Annotated in this window: 14 protein-coding genes; 5 read left to right on the top strand and 9 right to left on the bottom strand. The window is 63.7% G+C overall.

Going from position 1 to position 16,030, the window contains the following annotated elements:
* Window positions 1–61: 61 nt before the first annotated feature.
* From purL to purS, 3 genes are read right to left on the bottom strand one after another with little or no spacing between them, the layout of a single operon-like run.
* Window positions 62–2,371, bottom strand: coding sequence for a phosphoribosylformylglycinamidine synthase subunit PurL (gene purL / locus GVL04_RS14225; RefSeq protein WP_159705681.1), 2,310 nt, complete (start codon window positions 2,369–2,371; stop codon window positions 62–64).
* The gene (purQ, locus tag GVL04_RS14220) at window positions 2,368–3,150 is read right to left on the bottom strand and encodes a phosphoribosylformylglycinamidine synthase subunit PurQ (RefSeq protein ID WP_159705679.1); all 783 of its coding nucleotides are present in this window, start codon (window positions 3,148–3,150) and stop codon (window positions 2,368–2,370) included. The genes purL and purQ overlap by 4 nt, the downstream gene beginning before the upstream one ends.
* 1 nt (window position 3,151) lies before the next feature.
* Window positions 3,152–3,403 (bottom strand): phosphoribosylformylglycinamidine synthase subunit PurS, encoded by a 252-nt coding sequence (purS, locus tag GVL04_RS14215; protein WP_011773385.1) that lies wholly within the window; start codon window positions 3,401–3,403, stop codon window positions 3,152–3,154.
* A 330-nt stretch (window positions 3,404–3,733) separates the two neighbouring features.
* Between purS and GVL04_RS14210 the strand changes: the two genes are divergently transcribed.
* A complete protein-coding gene (locus tag GVL04_RS14210; RefSeq protein ID WP_159705677.1) occupies window positions 3,734–3,919 on the top strand; it encodes a hypothetical protein in 186 nt (61 codons plus the stop codon).
* Window positions 3,920–4,080: 161 nt separating this feature from the next.
* Window positions 4,081–4,371, top strand: a complete 291-nt coding sequence (locus tag GVL04_RS14205) for a DUF1540 domain-containing protein (protein WP_159705675.1) — start codon at window positions 4,081–4,083, stop codon at window positions 4,369–4,371.
* A gap of 60 nt (window positions 4,372–4,431) precedes the next feature.
* On the opposite strand, the gene GVL04_RS14200 is transcribed toward GVL04_RS14205, so the two are convergent.
* Both GVL04_RS14200 and GVL04_RS14195 read right to left on the bottom strand, forming a co-directional pair.
* Window positions 4,432–5,400 (bottom strand): manganese catalase family protein, encoded by a 969-nt coding sequence (locus tag GVL04_RS14200; RefSeq protein WP_159705673.1) that lies wholly within the window; start codon window positions 5,398–5,400, stop codon window positions 4,432–4,434.
* 141 nt (window positions 5,401–5,541) lie between these two features.
* The gene (locus tag GVL04_RS14195) at window positions 5,542–6,489 is read right to left on the bottom strand and encodes an NAD(P)-dependent oxidoreductase (protein WP_159705671.1); all 948 of its coding nucleotides are present in this window, start codon (window positions 6,487–6,489) and stop codon (window positions 5,542–5,544) included.
* Between the two features lie 181 nt (window positions 6,490–6,670).
* Here GVL04_RS14195 and GVL04_RS14190 point away from each other — a divergent pair, with 181 nt between their 5' ends.
* Window positions 6,671–9,613 carry an exo-alpha-sialidase gene (locus GVL04_RS14190; RefSeq protein ID WP_159705669.1) on the top strand — a complete coding sequence of 981 codons (2,943 nt, stop codon included), beginning with the start codon at window positions 6,671–6,673 and terminating at the stop codon, window positions 9,611–9,613.
* Window positions 9,614–9,967: 354 nt separating this feature from the next.
* On the top strand, window positions 9,968–13,048 hold the full coding sequence (locus tag GVL04_RS14185; protein ID WP_235036297.1) for a S8 family serine peptidase: 3,081 nt from the start codon (window positions 9,968–9,970) through the stop codon (window positions 13,046–13,048).
* A gap of 87 nt (window positions 13,049–13,135) precedes the next feature.
* Here GVL04_RS14185 and GVL04_RS14180 read toward each other — a convergent pair whose 3' ends face one another.
* The 4 genes from GVL04_RS14180 to GVL04_RS14165 all read right to left on the bottom strand — a co-directional run bounded on the left by GVL04_RS14180 (window position 13,136) and on the right by GVL04_RS14165 (window position 15,599).
* Entirely contained in the window at window positions 13,136–13,537 is a 402-nt protein-coding gene (locus GVL04_RS14180) for a serine protease inhibitor (protein WP_159705667.1), read from the bottom strand.
* 29 nt (window positions 13,538–13,566) lie between these two features.
* Window positions 13,567–14,505, bottom strand: a complete 939-nt coding sequence (locus GVL04_RS14175; RefSeq protein ID WP_159705665.1) for a 3-methyladenine DNA glycosylase — start codon at window positions 14,503–14,505, stop codon at window positions 13,567–13,569.
* Entirely contained in the window at window positions 14,492–15,013 is a 522-nt protein-coding gene (locus tag GVL04_RS14170; RefSeq protein WP_159705663.1) for an SSI family serine proteinase inhibitor, read from the bottom strand. The genes GVL04_RS14175 and GVL04_RS14170 overlap by 14 nt, the downstream gene beginning before the upstream one ends.
* Before the next feature lie 118 nt (window positions 15,014–15,131).
* Window positions 15,132–15,599 carry a MarR family winged helix-turn-helix transcriptional regulator gene (locus GVL04_RS14165; RefSeq protein WP_159705661.1) on the bottom strand — a complete coding sequence of 156 codons (468 nt, stop codon included), beginning with the start codon at window positions 15,597–15,599 and terminating at the stop codon, window positions 15,132–15,134.
* A 111-nt stretch (window positions 15,600–15,710) separates the two neighbouring features.
* On the opposite strand from GVL04_RS14165, the gene GVL04_RS14160 reads away from it, so the two are divergent.
* Entirely contained in the window at window positions 15,711–15,935 is a 225-nt protein-coding gene (locus GVL04_RS14160) for a hypothetical protein (RefSeq protein ID WP_026541816.1), read from the top strand.
* Window positions 15,936–16,030: the final 95 nt, after the last annotated feature.

Here is a 16,030-nt window from a genome sequence, read left to right as displayed (position 1 = left end):
GGCCCATCCCGAAGGGATTTATGGGCTGTAAGTGACCCCGCGTTGCTTTAAACGGGGAGGATCAGCCGAAGTACTTCGGCAGGGTTGCTTCGTGCGCTTCGCGCAGAGCGTCCAGTGAGAGCTCGTCCACGCCGTTGATCTCCAGCTTTCCACCGGCAGCGTCAACAACGCCGATCCGGAGGTGGGCGAAGCCGCGGGCGGTGCACATGTCCTTGAAGCGGACTTCCTCGGAGCGGGGAACGGACACGATCGCACGCGCCTGTGACTCGGAGAAGAGTGCCGTGAACAGGTCCACGCCGTCGCGCTCCATGAGTTCCTCAAGGGCGATGCGGGCGCCGACGCCGTAGCGCAGCGAGGACTCAACCAAAGCGGCCGCAAGGCCACCCTCGGAGAGGTCGTGTGCTCCGTCAACCATGCCGTCGCGGGACGCGTTGATCAGGATTTCGCCCAATGCGCGTTCTGCTGCGAGGTCAACCTTCGGCGGCAGGCCACCGAGGTGTCCGCGGAGGTTGGACCATTCGGAACCGTCCAGCTCTGCTGCGGTGGTGCCCAGCAGGTAGATGGCCTGGCCGTCCTCGCGCCAGCCCGACGGCGTGCGGCGGGCGACGTCGTCGAGCTTGCCCAGGACCGCCACCACAGGGGAGGGGTGGATGGGCGTGGTGCCGGTCTGGTTGTACAGGGACACGTTGCCGCCCGTGACCGGGATGCCGAGTTCCATGCAGGCGTCGGAGAGGCCACGGATGGCTTCTGCCAGCTGCCACATGACGTCCGGGTCCTCGGGGGAACCGAAGTTCAGGCAGTCGCTGACGGCCATCGGAACAGCGCCGGACGTGGCGACGTTGCGGTAGGCCTCGGCCAAGGCAAGCTGTGCACCCTGGTACGGCTCGAGGTAGGTGTAGCGGCCGTTGGCGTCGGTGGCCAGGGCAACGCCCAGGCCGGTTTCCTCGTCAACGCGGACCACGCCGGAGTCGTCCGGGAAGGCCATGGCAGTGTTGCCGCCAACGTAGCGGTCGTACTGGTTGGTGATCCAGGCCTTGCTGCACATGTTCGGCGATGCCACGAGCTCGGTGACGGCCGCGGCCAGTTCGGAAGGAGCCGAAGGACGGCCGGCGTCCTCGACGGAACCGGTGAAGGTGTTCGCCTGCACCGAGTCCTGCCACTCCGGGCGGGCGAACGGACGGTCGTAGACCGGTCCGTCGTGCGCTACGGTGCGGGGATCGACGTCGACGATTACGTCGCCTTCCCAGGTGATGATGAGGCGACCGGTGTCGGTAACCTCACCCAGCCAGGAGTACTCCACGGCCCACTTGTCCATCACGGCTTCGAACGCGGCGATGTTCTCCGGGGTCACGACAGCCATCATGCGTTCCTGCGACTCGGACATGAGGATTTCGCCCGGAGTCAGCGTGGGGTCGCGCAGCAGGACGGAGGTCAGCTCCACCTGCATGCCGCCGTCGCCATTGGAAGCGAGCTCGGACGTGGCACAGGAAATACCTGCAGCGCCGAGGTCCTGGATGCCTTCAACCAGGGAGCCCTTGAAGAGCTCCAGGCAGCACTCGATGAGGACCTTCTCAGCGAAGGGGTCACCCACCTGGACGGCCGGACGCTTGGAGGGCTTGGTGTCATCGAAGGACTCCGAGGCCAGCACCGAAGCGCCGCCGATGCCGTCGCCACCCGTGCGGGCACCGAACAGGACAACCTTGTTGCCCTTGCCGGAGGCGTTGGCCAGGCGGATGTCCTCGTGGCGCATGACGCCCACGGCCAGTGCGTTCACCAGCGGGTTGCCCTGGTAGACGGAGTCGAAGACCATTTCGCCGCCGATGTTCGGCAGGCCGAGGCAGTTGCCGTAGCCACCGATGCCGGCAACGGCACCGTGCATGACGCGGGCGGTGTCCGGGTGGTCGATCGCACCGAAGCGCAACGGGTCCATCACGGCCACCGGGCGGGCGCCCATGGAAATGATGTCGCGGACAATGCCGCCGATGCCGGTAGCGGCACCCTGGTACGGCTCAACGAACGACGGCGAGTTGTGGGACTCGATCTTGAAGGTCACGGCCCAGCCGTCGCCCAGGTTGGTGACGCCGGCGTTCTCGCCGATGCCCACCAGCATGTCCTTCTTCATTTCCTCGGTGACCTTCTCGCCGAACTGGCGGAGGTGGTTCTTGGAGGACTTGTAGGAGCAGTGCTCGCTCCACATGACGGAGTACATGGCCAGCTCGGCGCCGGTGGGGCGGCGGCCAAGGACCTTGACGATCTCGTCGAACTCGTTCTGCTTCAGGCCCAGCTCGGCCCACGGGAGTTCCGTGTCCGGGGTCTTGGCAGCGTGCTCAACGGTATCGATGTTGAACTTCTTGGTGGTTTCCGTGGTCACTTGTCGCCTCCCACAATCTTGGTCAAAACGGAGGTGAAGAAACCGAGGCCGTCGGTGTCGCGGGGCTCGCCGGCGGAGCCGGACAAACCAGCCTCAGGACCGAAGCCGGCCTCCACAGCGTGCTCGGGGTGCGGCATGAGGCCCACTACGTTGCCGGCTGCGTTGGAGATGCCGGCGATGTCGCGGCGGGAGCCGTTCGGGTTGAAGCCCACGTAGCGGAACACCACGCGGCCCTCAGCCTCAAGGGCATCCAGCGTCTTCTCGTCGGCGATGTACTGGCCGTCCTGGTTCTTCAACGGCACAATGATTTCCTGGCCGTCTGTGTAGTCCACGGTCCAGGCGGTGTTGGCGTTCTCCACGCGCAGCGTCTGGTCGCGGCAGATGAACTTCAGGTGGTCGTTCTTGATCATGGACCCGGGCAGCAGGTGCGACTCGGTCAGGATCTGGAAACCATTGCAAATACCCAGCACGGGGAGCTTTGCTTCGGAGTTGGCAGCGTCGATGATCTTGGACATCAACGGAGCGAACCGGGAAATGGCGCCTGCGCGGAGGTAGTCACCGTAGGAGAAGCCGCCGGGGATGATGACTGCGTCAACATCGCCGAGTTCGCTGTCGGCGTGCCAGAGCGGCACCGCCGTGGCGCCTGCAAGCCGCACTGCACGGGCGGCGTCGCGGTCATCAAGGGTGCCGGGGAAGGTCACGACGCCGATCTTGGCACCGGCCAAGCGGGGCTCGGCGGCGACGGCGACTGCCTCGCCAATCAGGGGGATCGACGTCATATCAGGCCTCGACGACCTCGACGTTGACAACATCCTCGATCACCGGGTTGGACAGGAGGGTCTCGGCAGCTTCGCGGGCCTGGGCCAGGATAGCGTCGGTCACCTCGCCGTCGACGGTGAGTTCAAAACGCTTGCCTTGGCGGACTGCGCTGAAGCTGTTGAAGCCGAGGCGGGGCAATGCACCCACGATGGCCTTCCCCTGGGGGTCCAGAATCTCGGGCTTGGGCATGACGTCAACGACGATCCGGGGCATCCGGTAACTCCTGTGCGTGAGTTGGGTGAACCTTAAATAAGGCTGCCGCGGAGGTGCCGTCTCACGCCATTCAGCCGCATTCAAACAGCGTCTTGAACACAGGGTTAAACACGGTGGTGAACTGCAATGTTTGAACGGCATGGGGGGCGCTCCGCGAGCTTGCACACCCATTCTACCGGGAGTGGCGCCCATACCCTATTCAGCCGGATTGCGCGAGGACACCCCGCCGCGGCGGGGGAAATTGGACCAGATGGAGCCCCGGCGTGAGGTGCTGGGGAACGGCCGACGGCGGCACTGGCCGCGCGTGTCGGGCGTCACTAGGATTGCGGCATGGCTGAGAAACCGAAATCGATGGTGCTGGGCGTTGTGGCCGCGGCAGTTTTTGCTGGTTTGGGCCGTATGGTCGTCCAGAAGATCATGGCGGACCGGGCTGCTCGCGAGAACCGGGTGACCGCTCCGCTGGATGCGGAAACGCGGGCCCGGATCAGCGACGCGTTGCGCAGGCCAAGTAAGTAATACCTAACTTCCAAACCGCCGTATTTCGGCGGAATGGCGCGGATTAGGGCACATACAAATGCGCTATTCAAAGGGGTTAAACGGCGCGATTCCGGCGTAGTTTTGGGAGTACACGCGGGGTTCAGCCCCAGTACTATTCAGGATCCAAACCAGGAGGAACAATGACCGAACACGTTGCCGAAGTATCCGCCTGTAGCGTTGGCACTTGCGGATTCAACCACAATGGCTGCACGGCCTTCGGAATCACCATTGGCGGAACCACGGATCACGCATCGTGCGCTACGTTCATCGACACGAATGCCATGGGTGGACTTCCCAAGGTCCTCGCCCACGTGGGCGCCTGCCAGCGCTCGGAGTGCGTCCACAACAACAACCTCATGTGCGAGGCACACGACGTCAAGGTTGGTCCGGGCCGCGAAGCCGCCGACTGCCTGACGTACGAGCACGCCTGATATTCCGCGAAAAGCGGGCCTGCCCTCCCTGGAGGACAGGCCCGCTTTTCGCGGGTGTTGCTACTTCTTCCTGGCCGCCTTGGGCTTTGATTCCTTGGGGCTGTCCGCGTCCTTGAGTTCCTGTTCCGCTGTGGCCTGGATGAGGGCCATCAGTTCAGGATCAAGACCCGGCGCGAACTCTTCCTTGCGTTCAGGGGAGATGGTGATGGGGAACCCGTCCGGCATGACGTCAGTGCTGAGCTCCGTCCCGTCATTGGATGGTGACGCGCCGCGGTAGAGTTTGCCGGCCTCGCTGAGGTTGTCGGCACTGAAGGTGTACTGGATGCTTTGCAGGCCCTTGTCCAGCAGTTTCTTCACCTCCGGGAACTGCTCGGCGTTGGTCTTGGGAATCGGAAGGACCTTGCCCCAGTTGACGCCCAGGCTCTCCAGGGCCTTGGCATAGGCGTTCTCGTGGGCTTGGTCGCGGACGATCAGGTAGGCAATGGTGGAGCGCGCTGTCTTGTTGTCCGTCATTTCGTAGATACGGCACTTCTGGAGCCGGCCTGTGGACTCCAGCATCAGGTTGTACAGCAAGTCCAGCACTAGGTTGCCGCTGTTGTAGACGTAGGAGCCGCTCCACGGATTGCCTGCGGCGTCCACCGGCAACGCGCCTTGGGCACCCACCAGGTAGTGGTGGATGTTGCTGGTGTCCAGCGCGATCTTCAGGGGAGTAGCTCCGCCAGCGCCCGGCTGGTCCACCGGATCGGCCTTCTTGCCCTGGTAGCGGGGTGAACCGTCCAGGAGCTGGGAGATGGTTGTCCCGATGAGCTCCACGTGGCTGATTTCTTCTGTACCAATGCCCTGCAGGAGGTCCTTGTAGGGTTTCGAGGCAGCGTCACCCCGGAAATTCATGCTCTGGAACAGGTACTGCATCATGGTGCGCATCTCGCCGAATTGGCCGCCCAGGCCTTCCTGGAGGGCATTTGCGGCTGCTGGATCTGGCTCGTCGGCGGCGATTTCATTGATGAGAAGCTGGGTGTGCAGGTACATGCGTTTCCTCACGATGTCTCATGCTGCGCGTGGGATGGAAACCCTCTGCTGGCCACCCCGGACTCCATAACATAAGCATGCTTACTATTTTCGTGCAAGCTGTTTTCCCCAAGGAAATCACCATGCCAATGAGCAAGTTGGCTAGCCGGCCACCTGGTTTGTCAGTGGCTTGCCGTCCTTGAGCGCGGTGACGTTTTCCGTGACCAGGGGCGCTGACCCTTTGGGGCGGTTGCCTGCCACGTGGGGCGTGATGATGAGGTTCGGGGCCGCCCACAGCTTCGAATCGGCGGGCAGTGGCTCAACCTTGGTGACGTCGAGGGCCGCGGCCCGCAGTCGACCTTCCTGCAAGGCCGCAAGGAGGGCGTCTTCGTCAACCGTGGCGCCGCGGCCCACGTTGACAAAGACTGCGCTGGCCGGGAGTTCGCGCAGGATGTCCCCGTTCAGGGCATCTGCGGTTTCGTCCGTGGCGGGCAGGATCGAAATCAGGACGTCGGTGGTGCCCAGAACCTCGGGTAGTTGGTCTGTTGAAACCACGGGGAACCCGTAGCGCTCACCCTTTGAGTTGGCCACGCCGGTGACACTCGCCCCCAAAGCGGCCAGCAGGGGAGCGAGCCGCCCCGCGATGGAACCAAAGCCCCAAATGGTGACCTTGGCGCCGTCGAGCGTGTAGAGCTGTTCGGTTGCCGGGCTGGACTGTGCCTCGTTGTAGGGCTTGTTCCACGTGGCTGCTTTTTGGGATTCCAGCAGGACGTCCAGCCGGCGGATGGCCGCCAGTACCAGCGCCAGTGCGTGTTCGGCGACGGGGCCGTCATGGAGTGAGCGGCCGGAGGTGATGGCCACGTTTCCCGCGAAGCCGGCAGCGAGCACGGAGTCCGGTCCGGCTGCGAGTGTCTGCACCAGTCGGAGCCTCGGCAACTCCTTGGCGGCGTCGGACAGATTGCCTGACGTGTTCCGCCAAGCGACCAGTACCTCGGCATCGCGGTGCTCGCTGGGGATGGGCTGGTCCACCGCGTAAGTGACGATGCCGTCCCCTGAAGCGGCAAGTTCGGCGAGGTCCAGTTCGATGGTGTCCGGGACGAGGATTTTCACGGCGACTCCAGGGGTTCAAAAGAGGTGGGCGGTTCGCTCTCGAGGCTACATCTTTGCCGCATCGGAGGGCTTCCCCAGCTTCATCCCTAGCAATGTGACGCCGAGCACTCTATGGTTGTAGGACGTTCGACGTAGCACGTAACACGAACGCCCATCGTGACGATTCGAAAGGACACTGGATTTGAAATCCATACCCCCTGCACCATCGCTCGCCCGTATCGCTGCCGCCGGCGCACTGAGCCTGGGCCTCCTGGCCGGCCTCGGTCTCCCGGCCATCGCCGCCCCGATCCCACCAAGCAACCCCACGGCAGCTCCCGGCACCTTCACTGAGGCCAACATCGGTGCCGACCGTACGGGCGCCAACTTCTTCTATCGGATCCCCGCCTTGACGTATCTGGGCAACAACGTGGTGCTCGCGGCCTGGGATGGGCGTCCGGATTCAGCCGCGGACGCTCCCAATCCGAACTCGATCGTGCAGCGCCGCAGCACCGATGGCGGCCGTACGTGGGGGCCGGTGACGGTCATCGCAGCCGGGCATGTGGGCGATGCCAGTGGTCCCAAGTACGGCTACAGCGATCCCTCCTACATTTACGACTCTGAAACGGGCAAGGTCTTCGCTTTCTTCGTGTACTCCAAGGACCAGGGCTTCGGTGGCAGCCAGTTCGGCAACAATGACGCCGACCGGACCGTGATTTCCTCGGCAGTCATCGAGTCCTCCGATGGTGGGGTCACCTGGAGCCAGCCGCGGCTCATCACCAGTGTGACCAAGCCTGGAACCAGCAAGACCAGCCCCGCAGCGGGCGATGTCCGGTCCAACTTCGCGTCCTCCGGTGAGGGCATTCAGCTGAAGTACGGCCAGTACAAGGGCCGCCTGATCCAGCAGTACGCCGGGGACATCCGCCAGGCGGACGGCACCAACAAGATCCAGGCCTACAGCGTCTACTCCGATGACCATGGCGCCACCTGGCATAAGGGCGCCAACGTCGGTGACCGTATGGACGAGAACAAGACCGTGGAACTCTCCGACGGCCGCGTGCTCCTGAATTCACGGGACAACGCCAACCAGGGCTACCGCAAGGTGGCCATATCGACGGACGGCGGGGCCACTTATGGTCCCGTTACGCAGGACACCGAACTCCCGGATCCCGCCAACAACGGCGCCATTGCACGCATGTTCCCGAACGCGGCGCAGGGTTCGGTTGATGCCAGGAAGCTCATTTTCACCAACGCCAACTCCAAGACCGGCCGCGAAAACGTCTCCGCCCGCGTCAGTTGCGACGACGGTGCAACCTGGCCGGGCGTCCGCACCATCCGGTCCGGTTTCTCCGCCTACTCCACGGTGAGCCGCCTCGAGGACGGCAAGTTCGGCGTGCTCTACGAGGGCAATTACACGGACAACATGCCATTCGCGAAGTTCGATGACGCTTGGCTGAACTACGCCTGCGCCCCGCTCTCCGTCCCGGCCGTCACCACCGCGCCGGGGGCAACCCAGCAGGTGCCCGTGACCGTCACCAACCAGGAAGCCGCCACCTTGTCCGGCGCCGCGGCCACCGTCTACACACCCACTGGCTGGTCAGCCACCACGGTGCCGGTGCCTGACGTCGCCCCCGGAGCCTCGGCAACCGTCAACGTCGCACTGACCGCACCCGCGAACGCCAGCGGACCGCAGAACCTGAACGCTGCATTTACGACGGCGGATGGCCGGGTTTCGCAGTTCACGTTCACGGCCACGGTGCCGGTGGCCCCGCAGGTAGGCCTGACCATCACGGGAACGGCGCCGACGCGCGATGTTCCCGCCAGCCCGTACCAGGTAGGAGAGGTCCTCAGCTACTCGCTCAACGTCAAGAGCACGGCCAACGTCGCGGCCAACTCAGTGCCGGTTTCCGGGACTTTCGACTCCGGTTTCCTGCCGCCGTCGGCCCCTAACTGCCGCTACAACAACCTGGCCGCGGGTGCCAGCTACAACTGCACCACCGCCAAGCACGTCATCACCGCTGCCGACATTGAGCGGGGCTACTTCGTGCCGGAGGCCAGCTTCAGCATCACCGCAAGTTCGACGCCGTCCCTCACCAAGACCGTCCCGTTCACCGGCGCTGCCGTCGCTTTGCGCGACGGACTGCTGACGGCTGACATCAGCGGGACGCGTGCCGACGTCGGGCGTGACCTGGCAACCCAGCCGTACGCTGCAGGTGACTTGGTTCCCTATACGTTCTCGGTGAAGAACACCAGTCCGCTGGTTGAGAAGGTAGTCCCGACTGCCGGCAAGTTCAGCCCGTTCCTTCCGGAAGGGCCAGGCAACTGCCGCTACGGTGTGCTGCCGGCCGGGCAGAGCTACCAATGCGCCACGCCACGCCACACCGTGACCGCTGAAGAAGCTGGGCAGGGATTCTTCATTCCGATAACTACCTGGGAAGTCAGTTCGGCAGGCCAAAGCACCAAAACCTTCACGGTGGATGGCAGCGAAGTAGATCTTAAGGTTCGTGAGCCCAAGCTTGAGGCCACCGTCTCGGCAGCGTGGGAAGACGCCGACGGCGACCGGTTCGCCAGTGCCGGTGATCCCGTCACCTACACCTACACGGTGGGCAACGCCGGCAATGTCGCCGTGACCGGTTTGGAAGCACCCGACGCCGGCATCTCGGCGGCTGCGCTCGCCGCTGGCTCCACGGTGACCGCTACGCGCGGGCATGTGCTGACGGCAGCAGACATCGCTGCCGGAACGCTCGGTGCCGTTTCCTTTGAGGCAAAAGCGCGAAACGGTTCCCGTGAAGTTGCCGCTGCTGCCGAAGGTGATTCGCTGGTGCTGGCCGTGCAGCCGTTGAAACCGGTGGCTGAGCCCACCGTGACCCGCCAGAACCTGGGCACGCCGCCTACTGACCTGGGAACCGCGGACAAGTACCGCACGGGGCAGAAGGTGGTGCTGAAAGACCTGGAATACGGGGACTGGTACTACGTGTACCTGAACAAAAACAGCTATCGTCTGGGGTGGATCTTCCCCACCACGGACAACACCGTGGAATTCATCCTCCCCTCGGACGTCAAGAACGGGCGGGACGACGTGGTGGTCCTGGACAAGGATGGCGCCCAGGTCTCGTTTGACCGGCTGCAGGTGACGCCGAAGGGCTGACCTTGCGGTTCGATAACCAGCAACGGACCGCAGGATTTTCCTGTGGTCCGTTGTTGGTCGTTCCATGACGAATCGCCGTTGCTGTGACAAGACAAATTTCTCCAAATGTGCTGTATGTCATATTTGGCTCTCACTAGGTACTCTGTGACTCGGCTGGTTGCGCTTCTTTGACAGGAACTGTCAAAAAACCAACCAACTCCAGTTGACAGGCCTTGGCGATGGAGCCCGGGCCTCCCTCAGTGAAAGGTGCAACGACTCGTGAAATCACAAGGAAAGAGCTTCGTCAGAAGCGGGGGGCTTCGAAAGGCTGCGGCACTGGCCGTGGGCTTGCCGTTGCTTCTCTCTTCGATGGCGATGCCGGCCCAGGCCGCTCCCGCTCCGGAGACGCCCGGGAATGTTGCAGGCGTGGCCAAGAAGAACCTTGACCCCAGCGCATATAAAGACGGCCGTTACATGGTGGTCCTTGCCGAGAAGCCTGCAGCAACCTACGACGGCGGCACGGCGGGCCTTGCGCCCACCAAGCCGGAAGAAGGCACGAAACTCGACGCCGACAGTGCCGAGGTGAAGGAATACCAGCAGCACCTGCAAGCACAGCAGCAGGACATTGCAACGCAGGAAAACGTCACCATCGAGCGTGACTTCACCACCGCCGTCAATGGTTTCAGCGCAAACCTGACGGCAGACCAGGCCATTAACCTGGCCAAGGATCCCAAGGTCCTCATGGTTGCACCGGACACGCAGTACGCCCCGGATTACTCCACCACCGACTTCCTGAAGCTCAGCGGTCCCAACGGTACATGGGCCACCCAGTACGGCGGACAGGACAACGCCGGCAAGGGCACCGTTGTTGGCGTGATCGACACCGGTTACACCCCCTCCAATCCGTTCTTCGCAGGTGAACCCGTTGGGCCGCTGGTAGGCAACCCGCAGGTCGGCGTTCCCTACCGCACCGCCGACGGCAAGATCGCCATGCTCAAGGCCGACGGCGACACCTTCGTCGGCGAATGCCAGGCCGGCACCGATACCGGCGCGGACTACGATGGCAGCGCCTGCAACTCCAAGGTCCTCAGCACCCATTACTTCGCGGACGCCTTCCTTGAGACCGTCCCTCCGGAAAACCGCGCTCCGGAAGAGGTCATCTCTCCCGTGGACGTGGACAGCCACGGCACCCACACCGCGTCCACCGCGGCGGGCAACGCCAACGTGGACGCAGTGGTGGATGGCCGCAGCTTCGGAACCACCAGCGGCATCGCACCCGCAGCAAAGCTCTCCGTCTACAAGGTGTGCTGGGAAGACACCGACCCCGCCACGGGTGGTTGCTACGGCTCCGCTTCGGTGGACGCGATCGAGCAGGCCATCCTGGATGGTGTGGATGTCCTGAACTACTCCATCTCCGGTTCCACGACGTCCACCACGGATCCCGTTTCGCTGGCGTTCCTGTCGGCGGCCTCGGCAGGTATCTTCGTGGCCACCTCGGCCGGTAACTCCGGACCGACCGCCAGCACCGTGAACCATGGAGCACCCTGGCTGACCACGGTTGCCGCGACCTCCTTCTCGCAGGAACTCCAGGGCACTGTTGAGTTCTCCGATGGCAGCAAGTTCCGCGGAGCGAGCATCATGAACCGCGAGGTGAGTGGGGCCGGCGTCGTGCTGTCCACCAACGCTGCAAGCGGTGAAGGCAACGCGGCGCTGTGTGCACCGGGGTCCCTGGACCCGGCCAAGGTAACAGGCAAGGTTGTTGTCTGTGACCGCGGCGTGGTTGATCGCACCGCAAAGAGCGCCGAAGTACTGCGCGGCGGTGGCGTGGGCATGATCCTGGTGAACCTGACGGATTCATCGCTGGATACCGACAAGCACGTGATCCCCACGGTCCACGTGAACCCGCCTGCTACCCAGGCCATCAAGGACAAGGTCACGGCCAACCCCGCCATCACCGTCTCCCTGCTGAACCGGGACACCACAGGCCTGCCGGCCGAGGCTCAGCCGCAGATCGCCGGGTTCTCCTCGCGCGGTCCGCTGCTTGCCACGGACTCGGACCTGCTGAAGCCTGATGTGTCCGCCCCCGGCGTCGCCATCCTCGCCGGTGTTTCTCCGATCGGTACCGGCGGGGACAACTTCGGCTTCCTGTCCGGAACGTCCATGGCTTCCCCGCACGTTGCCGGTTTCGGCGCGCTGATCCTGGGCAAGAACCCGAAGTGGTCCCCGGCCACCGTGAAGTCCGCCATGATGACCACCGCCGGTCCGGTCAAGCTGGCCAACGGCGCCATCAACAAGGACGTCTTCGCAACAGGTGCCGGACAGGTTGATCCGGCCAAGGTCCTCTCGCCCGGCCTCGTGTACGACGCCACCACCGAGGACTACCTTAAGTTCATCCAGGGCACGGGCATGGACCTGGGCATGGAAGGCCTCGGCACCACGGCACCGCGCGACATGAACGTTCCTTCCTTCGCTCTCGGCAACCTCGCAGGCAAGATCGAGGTCACCCGTACGGTGACGGCGCTGACCCCGGGCCTCTACCGTGCCTCGGTCAACGTCCCGGGCGTCAACGTCAAGGTCACTCCGTCCGTCCTGAACTTCGGGGCAGCCGGTGAGAAGAAGACGTTCAAGGTCCAGTTCGAAAACAACAACGCAGCCCTGGGCAAGTTCGCCATGGGTTCGCTGAGCTGGCAGGGTGCCAACAAGACCGTCACCTCGCCGATCGCCGTCAGGCCGCAGTCCGTCATCGCGGACAAGGCCCTGGCGTTTACCGGAACGGGCCGCAACGGCTCGGCCACCATCAACATCACCTCCGGCACCAACCTGCCGGTGGGCGTCACAGTTGATGGCCTGTCCAAGGCTGATTCCTCGGCTGTTGAGCTTGTTCCCGGCCCGTTCGCGGGGGAGACCAATGCTTCCAACTACGTGAAGAAGGTGACTGTTGGCCAGGGAAGTGCCCTTGCCAAGTTCTCGGTCATTTCCTCCAACGAGGCCGCGGACTTCGACATGCTGGTGCTCACGCCCTCCGGTCAGCAGTTGCCGGCCGCTACGGCGTCTGCCAGCGAAACCCTGTCCGTCCCCAACCCGGAAGCCGGCGACTACTACGTCTTCGCCAACCTCTACGCGAGCCCGAACAACCAGGCCACCAAGGCCACTGTTGATGCCGCAGTCCTTGGTGCCAACCAGGGCAACGCCACCGTGACGCCGAATCCGATCCGCCTCGCCAACGGCAAGACGGGCCAGATTTCGCTGAACTGGAAGAACCTCGAGCCCGGCTCCTACATTGGCCGCCTGACCTTCGCAGGTACCAGCGAGCCGAGCTTCGTCACGGTCCTGGTCAACCCGGGCGGCACCGTAGTGGTTCCGGACGAGGAGGACCCGAAGAAGGACAAGAAGGACAAGAAGCACCGCGGCAAGATCCGCGCCGACGAGCCGACACAGAGCAACAACGCCGGCTAAGTCCCGCATCAACAACGCGGGGTCACTTACGGCCCATTGGGCACCCCATTACGGGCCGTAAGTGACCCCGCGTTGCTTTAAGTGGTTTTAGATCGCGCCGGTTGAGCCTCCGGTGTTTCCCAGCAGCGACGCCAGGGTTTTCCAGCGTGCAATCTCGCAGCCGTCGGTCCTGCTGAAACGGCTGTGGACCTTGCGCCCACGGAACCAGCCCGTGACCACGGCTACCTGGGGACCGCCGTACTGCTGCGTGCAGATCCGGTCCGGTCGGGGCTCCGGAAAGAAGATTTCCGCGCCGAATTGCTCGACGGCGGCCAGCGCCGCAGGCGCGTCAGGCAGGTTCGAATCGAGCGACTCGGGGTCCGGTGACAAGAGACCGGCGGTGGATCGGAGGTGGAACTCGTGGCTCTCAGCGCCAGGTGCCTCTGTCAGCGTGACTGTGAGATCGACGTCGTACTCGCTGTTGGGTGACTCGCTCGTGGGGGAAACCATGGTTACCTTTCGCTGGTGGCGGCGGGTGCTCAGGCGGCCAATCCAGTCAGCTCATGGAGGAGCGGATCTACTGCCTGGAGCACGCGGGTCCGCAGCTCCTGGGATTCGGCCGCGAAAGCCCGCTGGTATTCAACGTACTCGGCCTTGCCCTGCGGTGTCTCGATCCTGATGGGTGGGTAGCCCCATTCTTCGAGATCGTACGGGGAAGCCTGCATATCCATGGCACGGATCCGCCACGAGAGTTCGAAACAATCCATCACCAGCTCGCTGGGCAGGGCCGGGGCCAGCTTGTAAGCCCACTTGTAGAGGTCCATGTTGGCGTGCAGGCACCCCGGTTGCTCCATGGTCCGTTGGTTTTCGCGGGTGGGAGTGAGCTCATTCAAAGGCGTGGCGTCCGGAGTGTAGAAACGGAACGCATCGAAGTGGGAGCAGCGGATGCGGTTCTCTTCCACCACCGTGTCCGTGCCTTCACCGCCGAGCCTCAGCTTCAGGTATTCGTGCCGCAGCTCGAACTTCTCCTGCCGGTACACCATGGCCCACTCGTGCAGGCCGAAGCACCCGAACTGGGCCGGACGCTTGGCCGTGCCTGCGAGGATGATGCCCGCGAAGCGGATGGCTTCGGCGCGGTCGGCTACAAAGCTGCTGCGATCAAAGGTGACCGCCGGCGTGCCCGCGGGCAGACCGAGTGAGGCGAGTTCGCCGTCGTCGAGCGTTCTGTAGAACTTCCACGCGGCACGCTCAAGGGCGCGCGGACCGCTGAGGACCGTTCCATCGCCGGGGTGCCAGCGAAGCAGCTGGCCCGGCTTTTGCGTGTAGTAGGTGAAGAGGAAGTCCTCAACAGGGTGCTTCTTACCGGCGGAGCGTCGGGCCAGGTACGGGTCTGAGTAGCGCTCGACGCGTGCGTGATGGGCTGCCTCCAGCCCGAGCCATTGCTCTTGGGGGAGGTGCTGCAGCCTAGAGGCCGCCATCTGATCCGAGGACGCTCTTGGCGGCGTCCCATAGCGCGATCTGGCAGCCGTCCGTCCGGCTGAACGCCGCCGTGACTTCCTTGCCGTCCACGGCTCCGGTCACCTTGGCAGTTGCCGGGCCACCGTATTGCATGGTGCAGGCCTGGTCTGTCTTGGTGGGGGCAGAGCTGAGGATGGAGGGGCTGTTTTTGATGGACGTGCACGCTTCAGCGGCCGACGGGTGGTTGCTTTCGGCGGCCGGCGCGCCGGCCGTGCAAACGAGCGTGAAGGTCTGGGGTGCGGCTTCCGGCTTTTCAATCAGCGTGATGGAGAGTTCGGCGTCGCCTGCGCCTGCGGCTGCTGACGCGCTGGGGGTTGCGCTGCTGCTCGGGCTGCTGCTCGAAGGGGCCGACGACGACGGTGCCTGCGTTGCGCTGCCCGTGGAACCTGGCGATGGGGTGCCTGAACATGCGGCGAGGCCGGCGACGGCCAGGACTGCCAACAGGGGCCGAACAAATCGCATGCGCATGGAATCTCCTAGTTTGCGTCCATTTTACGTGGCACTTCAGGTACCCGTCTCTGTGTCCGCTTCCAGCACACCACTGAGGCTGTGCGCTTGGCTAGGGAAACTGGCTGCCGGTTTGGTATCAGGTTGAGGTGCTGCGCTGGGTTGCCGCGATCAGGCCAGTCATGGCTTGGTGGAGCTCGGCTACTTCTTCGCGGCTGAGCTGCAGGCGTTGGCGGATTTCACCTGGAACAGCCGTCGCCTGTGCGCGGAGGGCAGCGCCCTTCTCTGTCAGCTTGATGGCCAGGGCGCGTTCGTTGCCGGGCACGCGTTCGCGGGTGATGAGCTCGGCTTCTTCGAGGCGCTTCAGCAGCGGGGAGAGGGTGGCTGGATCATGGAGGAGGCTGTCGCTGATGTCCTTCAGCGTCCGGGGGCTCCGTTCCCAGAGGGCAAGCATGACCAAGTACTGGGGATGAGTCAGGCCGAGGCGTTCCAGTACGGGCTTGTAGATGCCCACCACACTGCGGGATGCGACGGTCAGGGCAAAGCAAAGTTGGCGCTCCAGGAGGAGGTCGTCGGTCTCCTGGGCGGACTCGTCGATGGCCGTCATGGCTGCCTCCTGTGCTTGTTGGATCAGCTCGCGCCGATCAATTAGTTAGTGTACTAATGATTAGCGTACTATGGACTCATTGAACCGTCTAAAAAAGAGGAGTCGATCCGCGTGGCCAAGGAATCTCTCACCCGGAAGTTCATGCGCGCCACAGGGAAGTTCAGGGTTGTTTTCGGCCCCGCGCACAGCAGTTCCCTCGACCATGAAATGACCGAAGCCAACCGGAAGCTCCTCGCCCAGCGCCAGGCCGAGACGCAGCAGTGGGAAACCCTCCGCCGTCCCGATGGCAGTACGTACGTGGTGCCCCGCAACCCGGATGACAAGTCGCTGCGGTAACACCCCTCGCCAGGTGGCATTTAATGACAATGGTTGAGTGGAACATTGTCATCAAATGCCAGCTCGGCGTTGGATTTTGGGCGTAAAATTGGCTC

This window comes from Arthrobacter sp. 18067 (assembly GCF_902706295.1).
GTDB lineage: Bacteria > Actinomycetota > Actinomycetes > Actinomycetales > Micrococcaceae > Arthrobacter.
Note: the sequence above shows the minus strand (reverse complement) of the source record. Positions and strands in the feature narration are given on the sequence as shown.

Bases quoted from the DNA above. Each gene is read 5' to 3' on its own strand.
- purS (WP_011773385.1), bottom strand. From the start codon at position 3,403: ATGCCCCGGATCGTCGTTGACGTCATGCCCAAGCCCGAGATTCTGGAC.
- GVL04_RS14170 (WP_159705663.1), bottom strand. From the start codon at position 15,013: ATGCGCATGCGATTTGTTCGGCCCCTGTTGGCAGTCCTGGCCGTCGCC.
- GVL04_RS14175 (WP_159705665.1), bottom strand. From the start codon at position 14,505: ATGGCGGCCTCTAGGCTGCAGCACCTCCCCCAAGAGCAATGGCTCGGG.
- GVL04_RS14180 (WP_159705667.1), bottom strand. From the start codon at position 13,537: ATGGTTTCCCCCACGAGCGAGTCACCCAACAGCGAGTACGACGTCGAT.
- GVL04_RS14185 (WP_235036297.1), top strand. From the start codon at position 9,968: ATGCCGGCCCAGGCCGCTCCCGCTCCGGAGACGCCCGGGAATGTTGCA.
- GVL04_RS14165 (WP_159705661.1), bottom strand. From the start codon at position 15,599: ATGACGGCCATCGACGAGTCCGCCCAGGAGACCGACGACCTCCTCCTG.
- GVL04_RS14210 (WP_159705677.1), top strand. From the start codon at position 3,734: ATGGCTGAGAAACCGAAATCGATGGTGCTGGGCGTTGTGGCCGCGGCA.
- purQ (WP_159705679.1), bottom strand. From the start codon at position 3,150: ATGACGTCGATCCCCCTGATTGGCGAGGCAGTCGCCGTCGCCGCCGAG.
- GVL04_RS14205 (WP_159705675.1), top strand. From the start codon at position 4,081: ATGACCGAACACGTTGCCGAAGTATCCGCCTGTAGCGTTGGCACTTGC.
- GVL04_RS14200 (WP_159705673.1), bottom strand. From the start codon at position 5,400: ATGTACCTGCACACCCAGCTTCTCATCAATGAAATCGCCGCCGACGAG.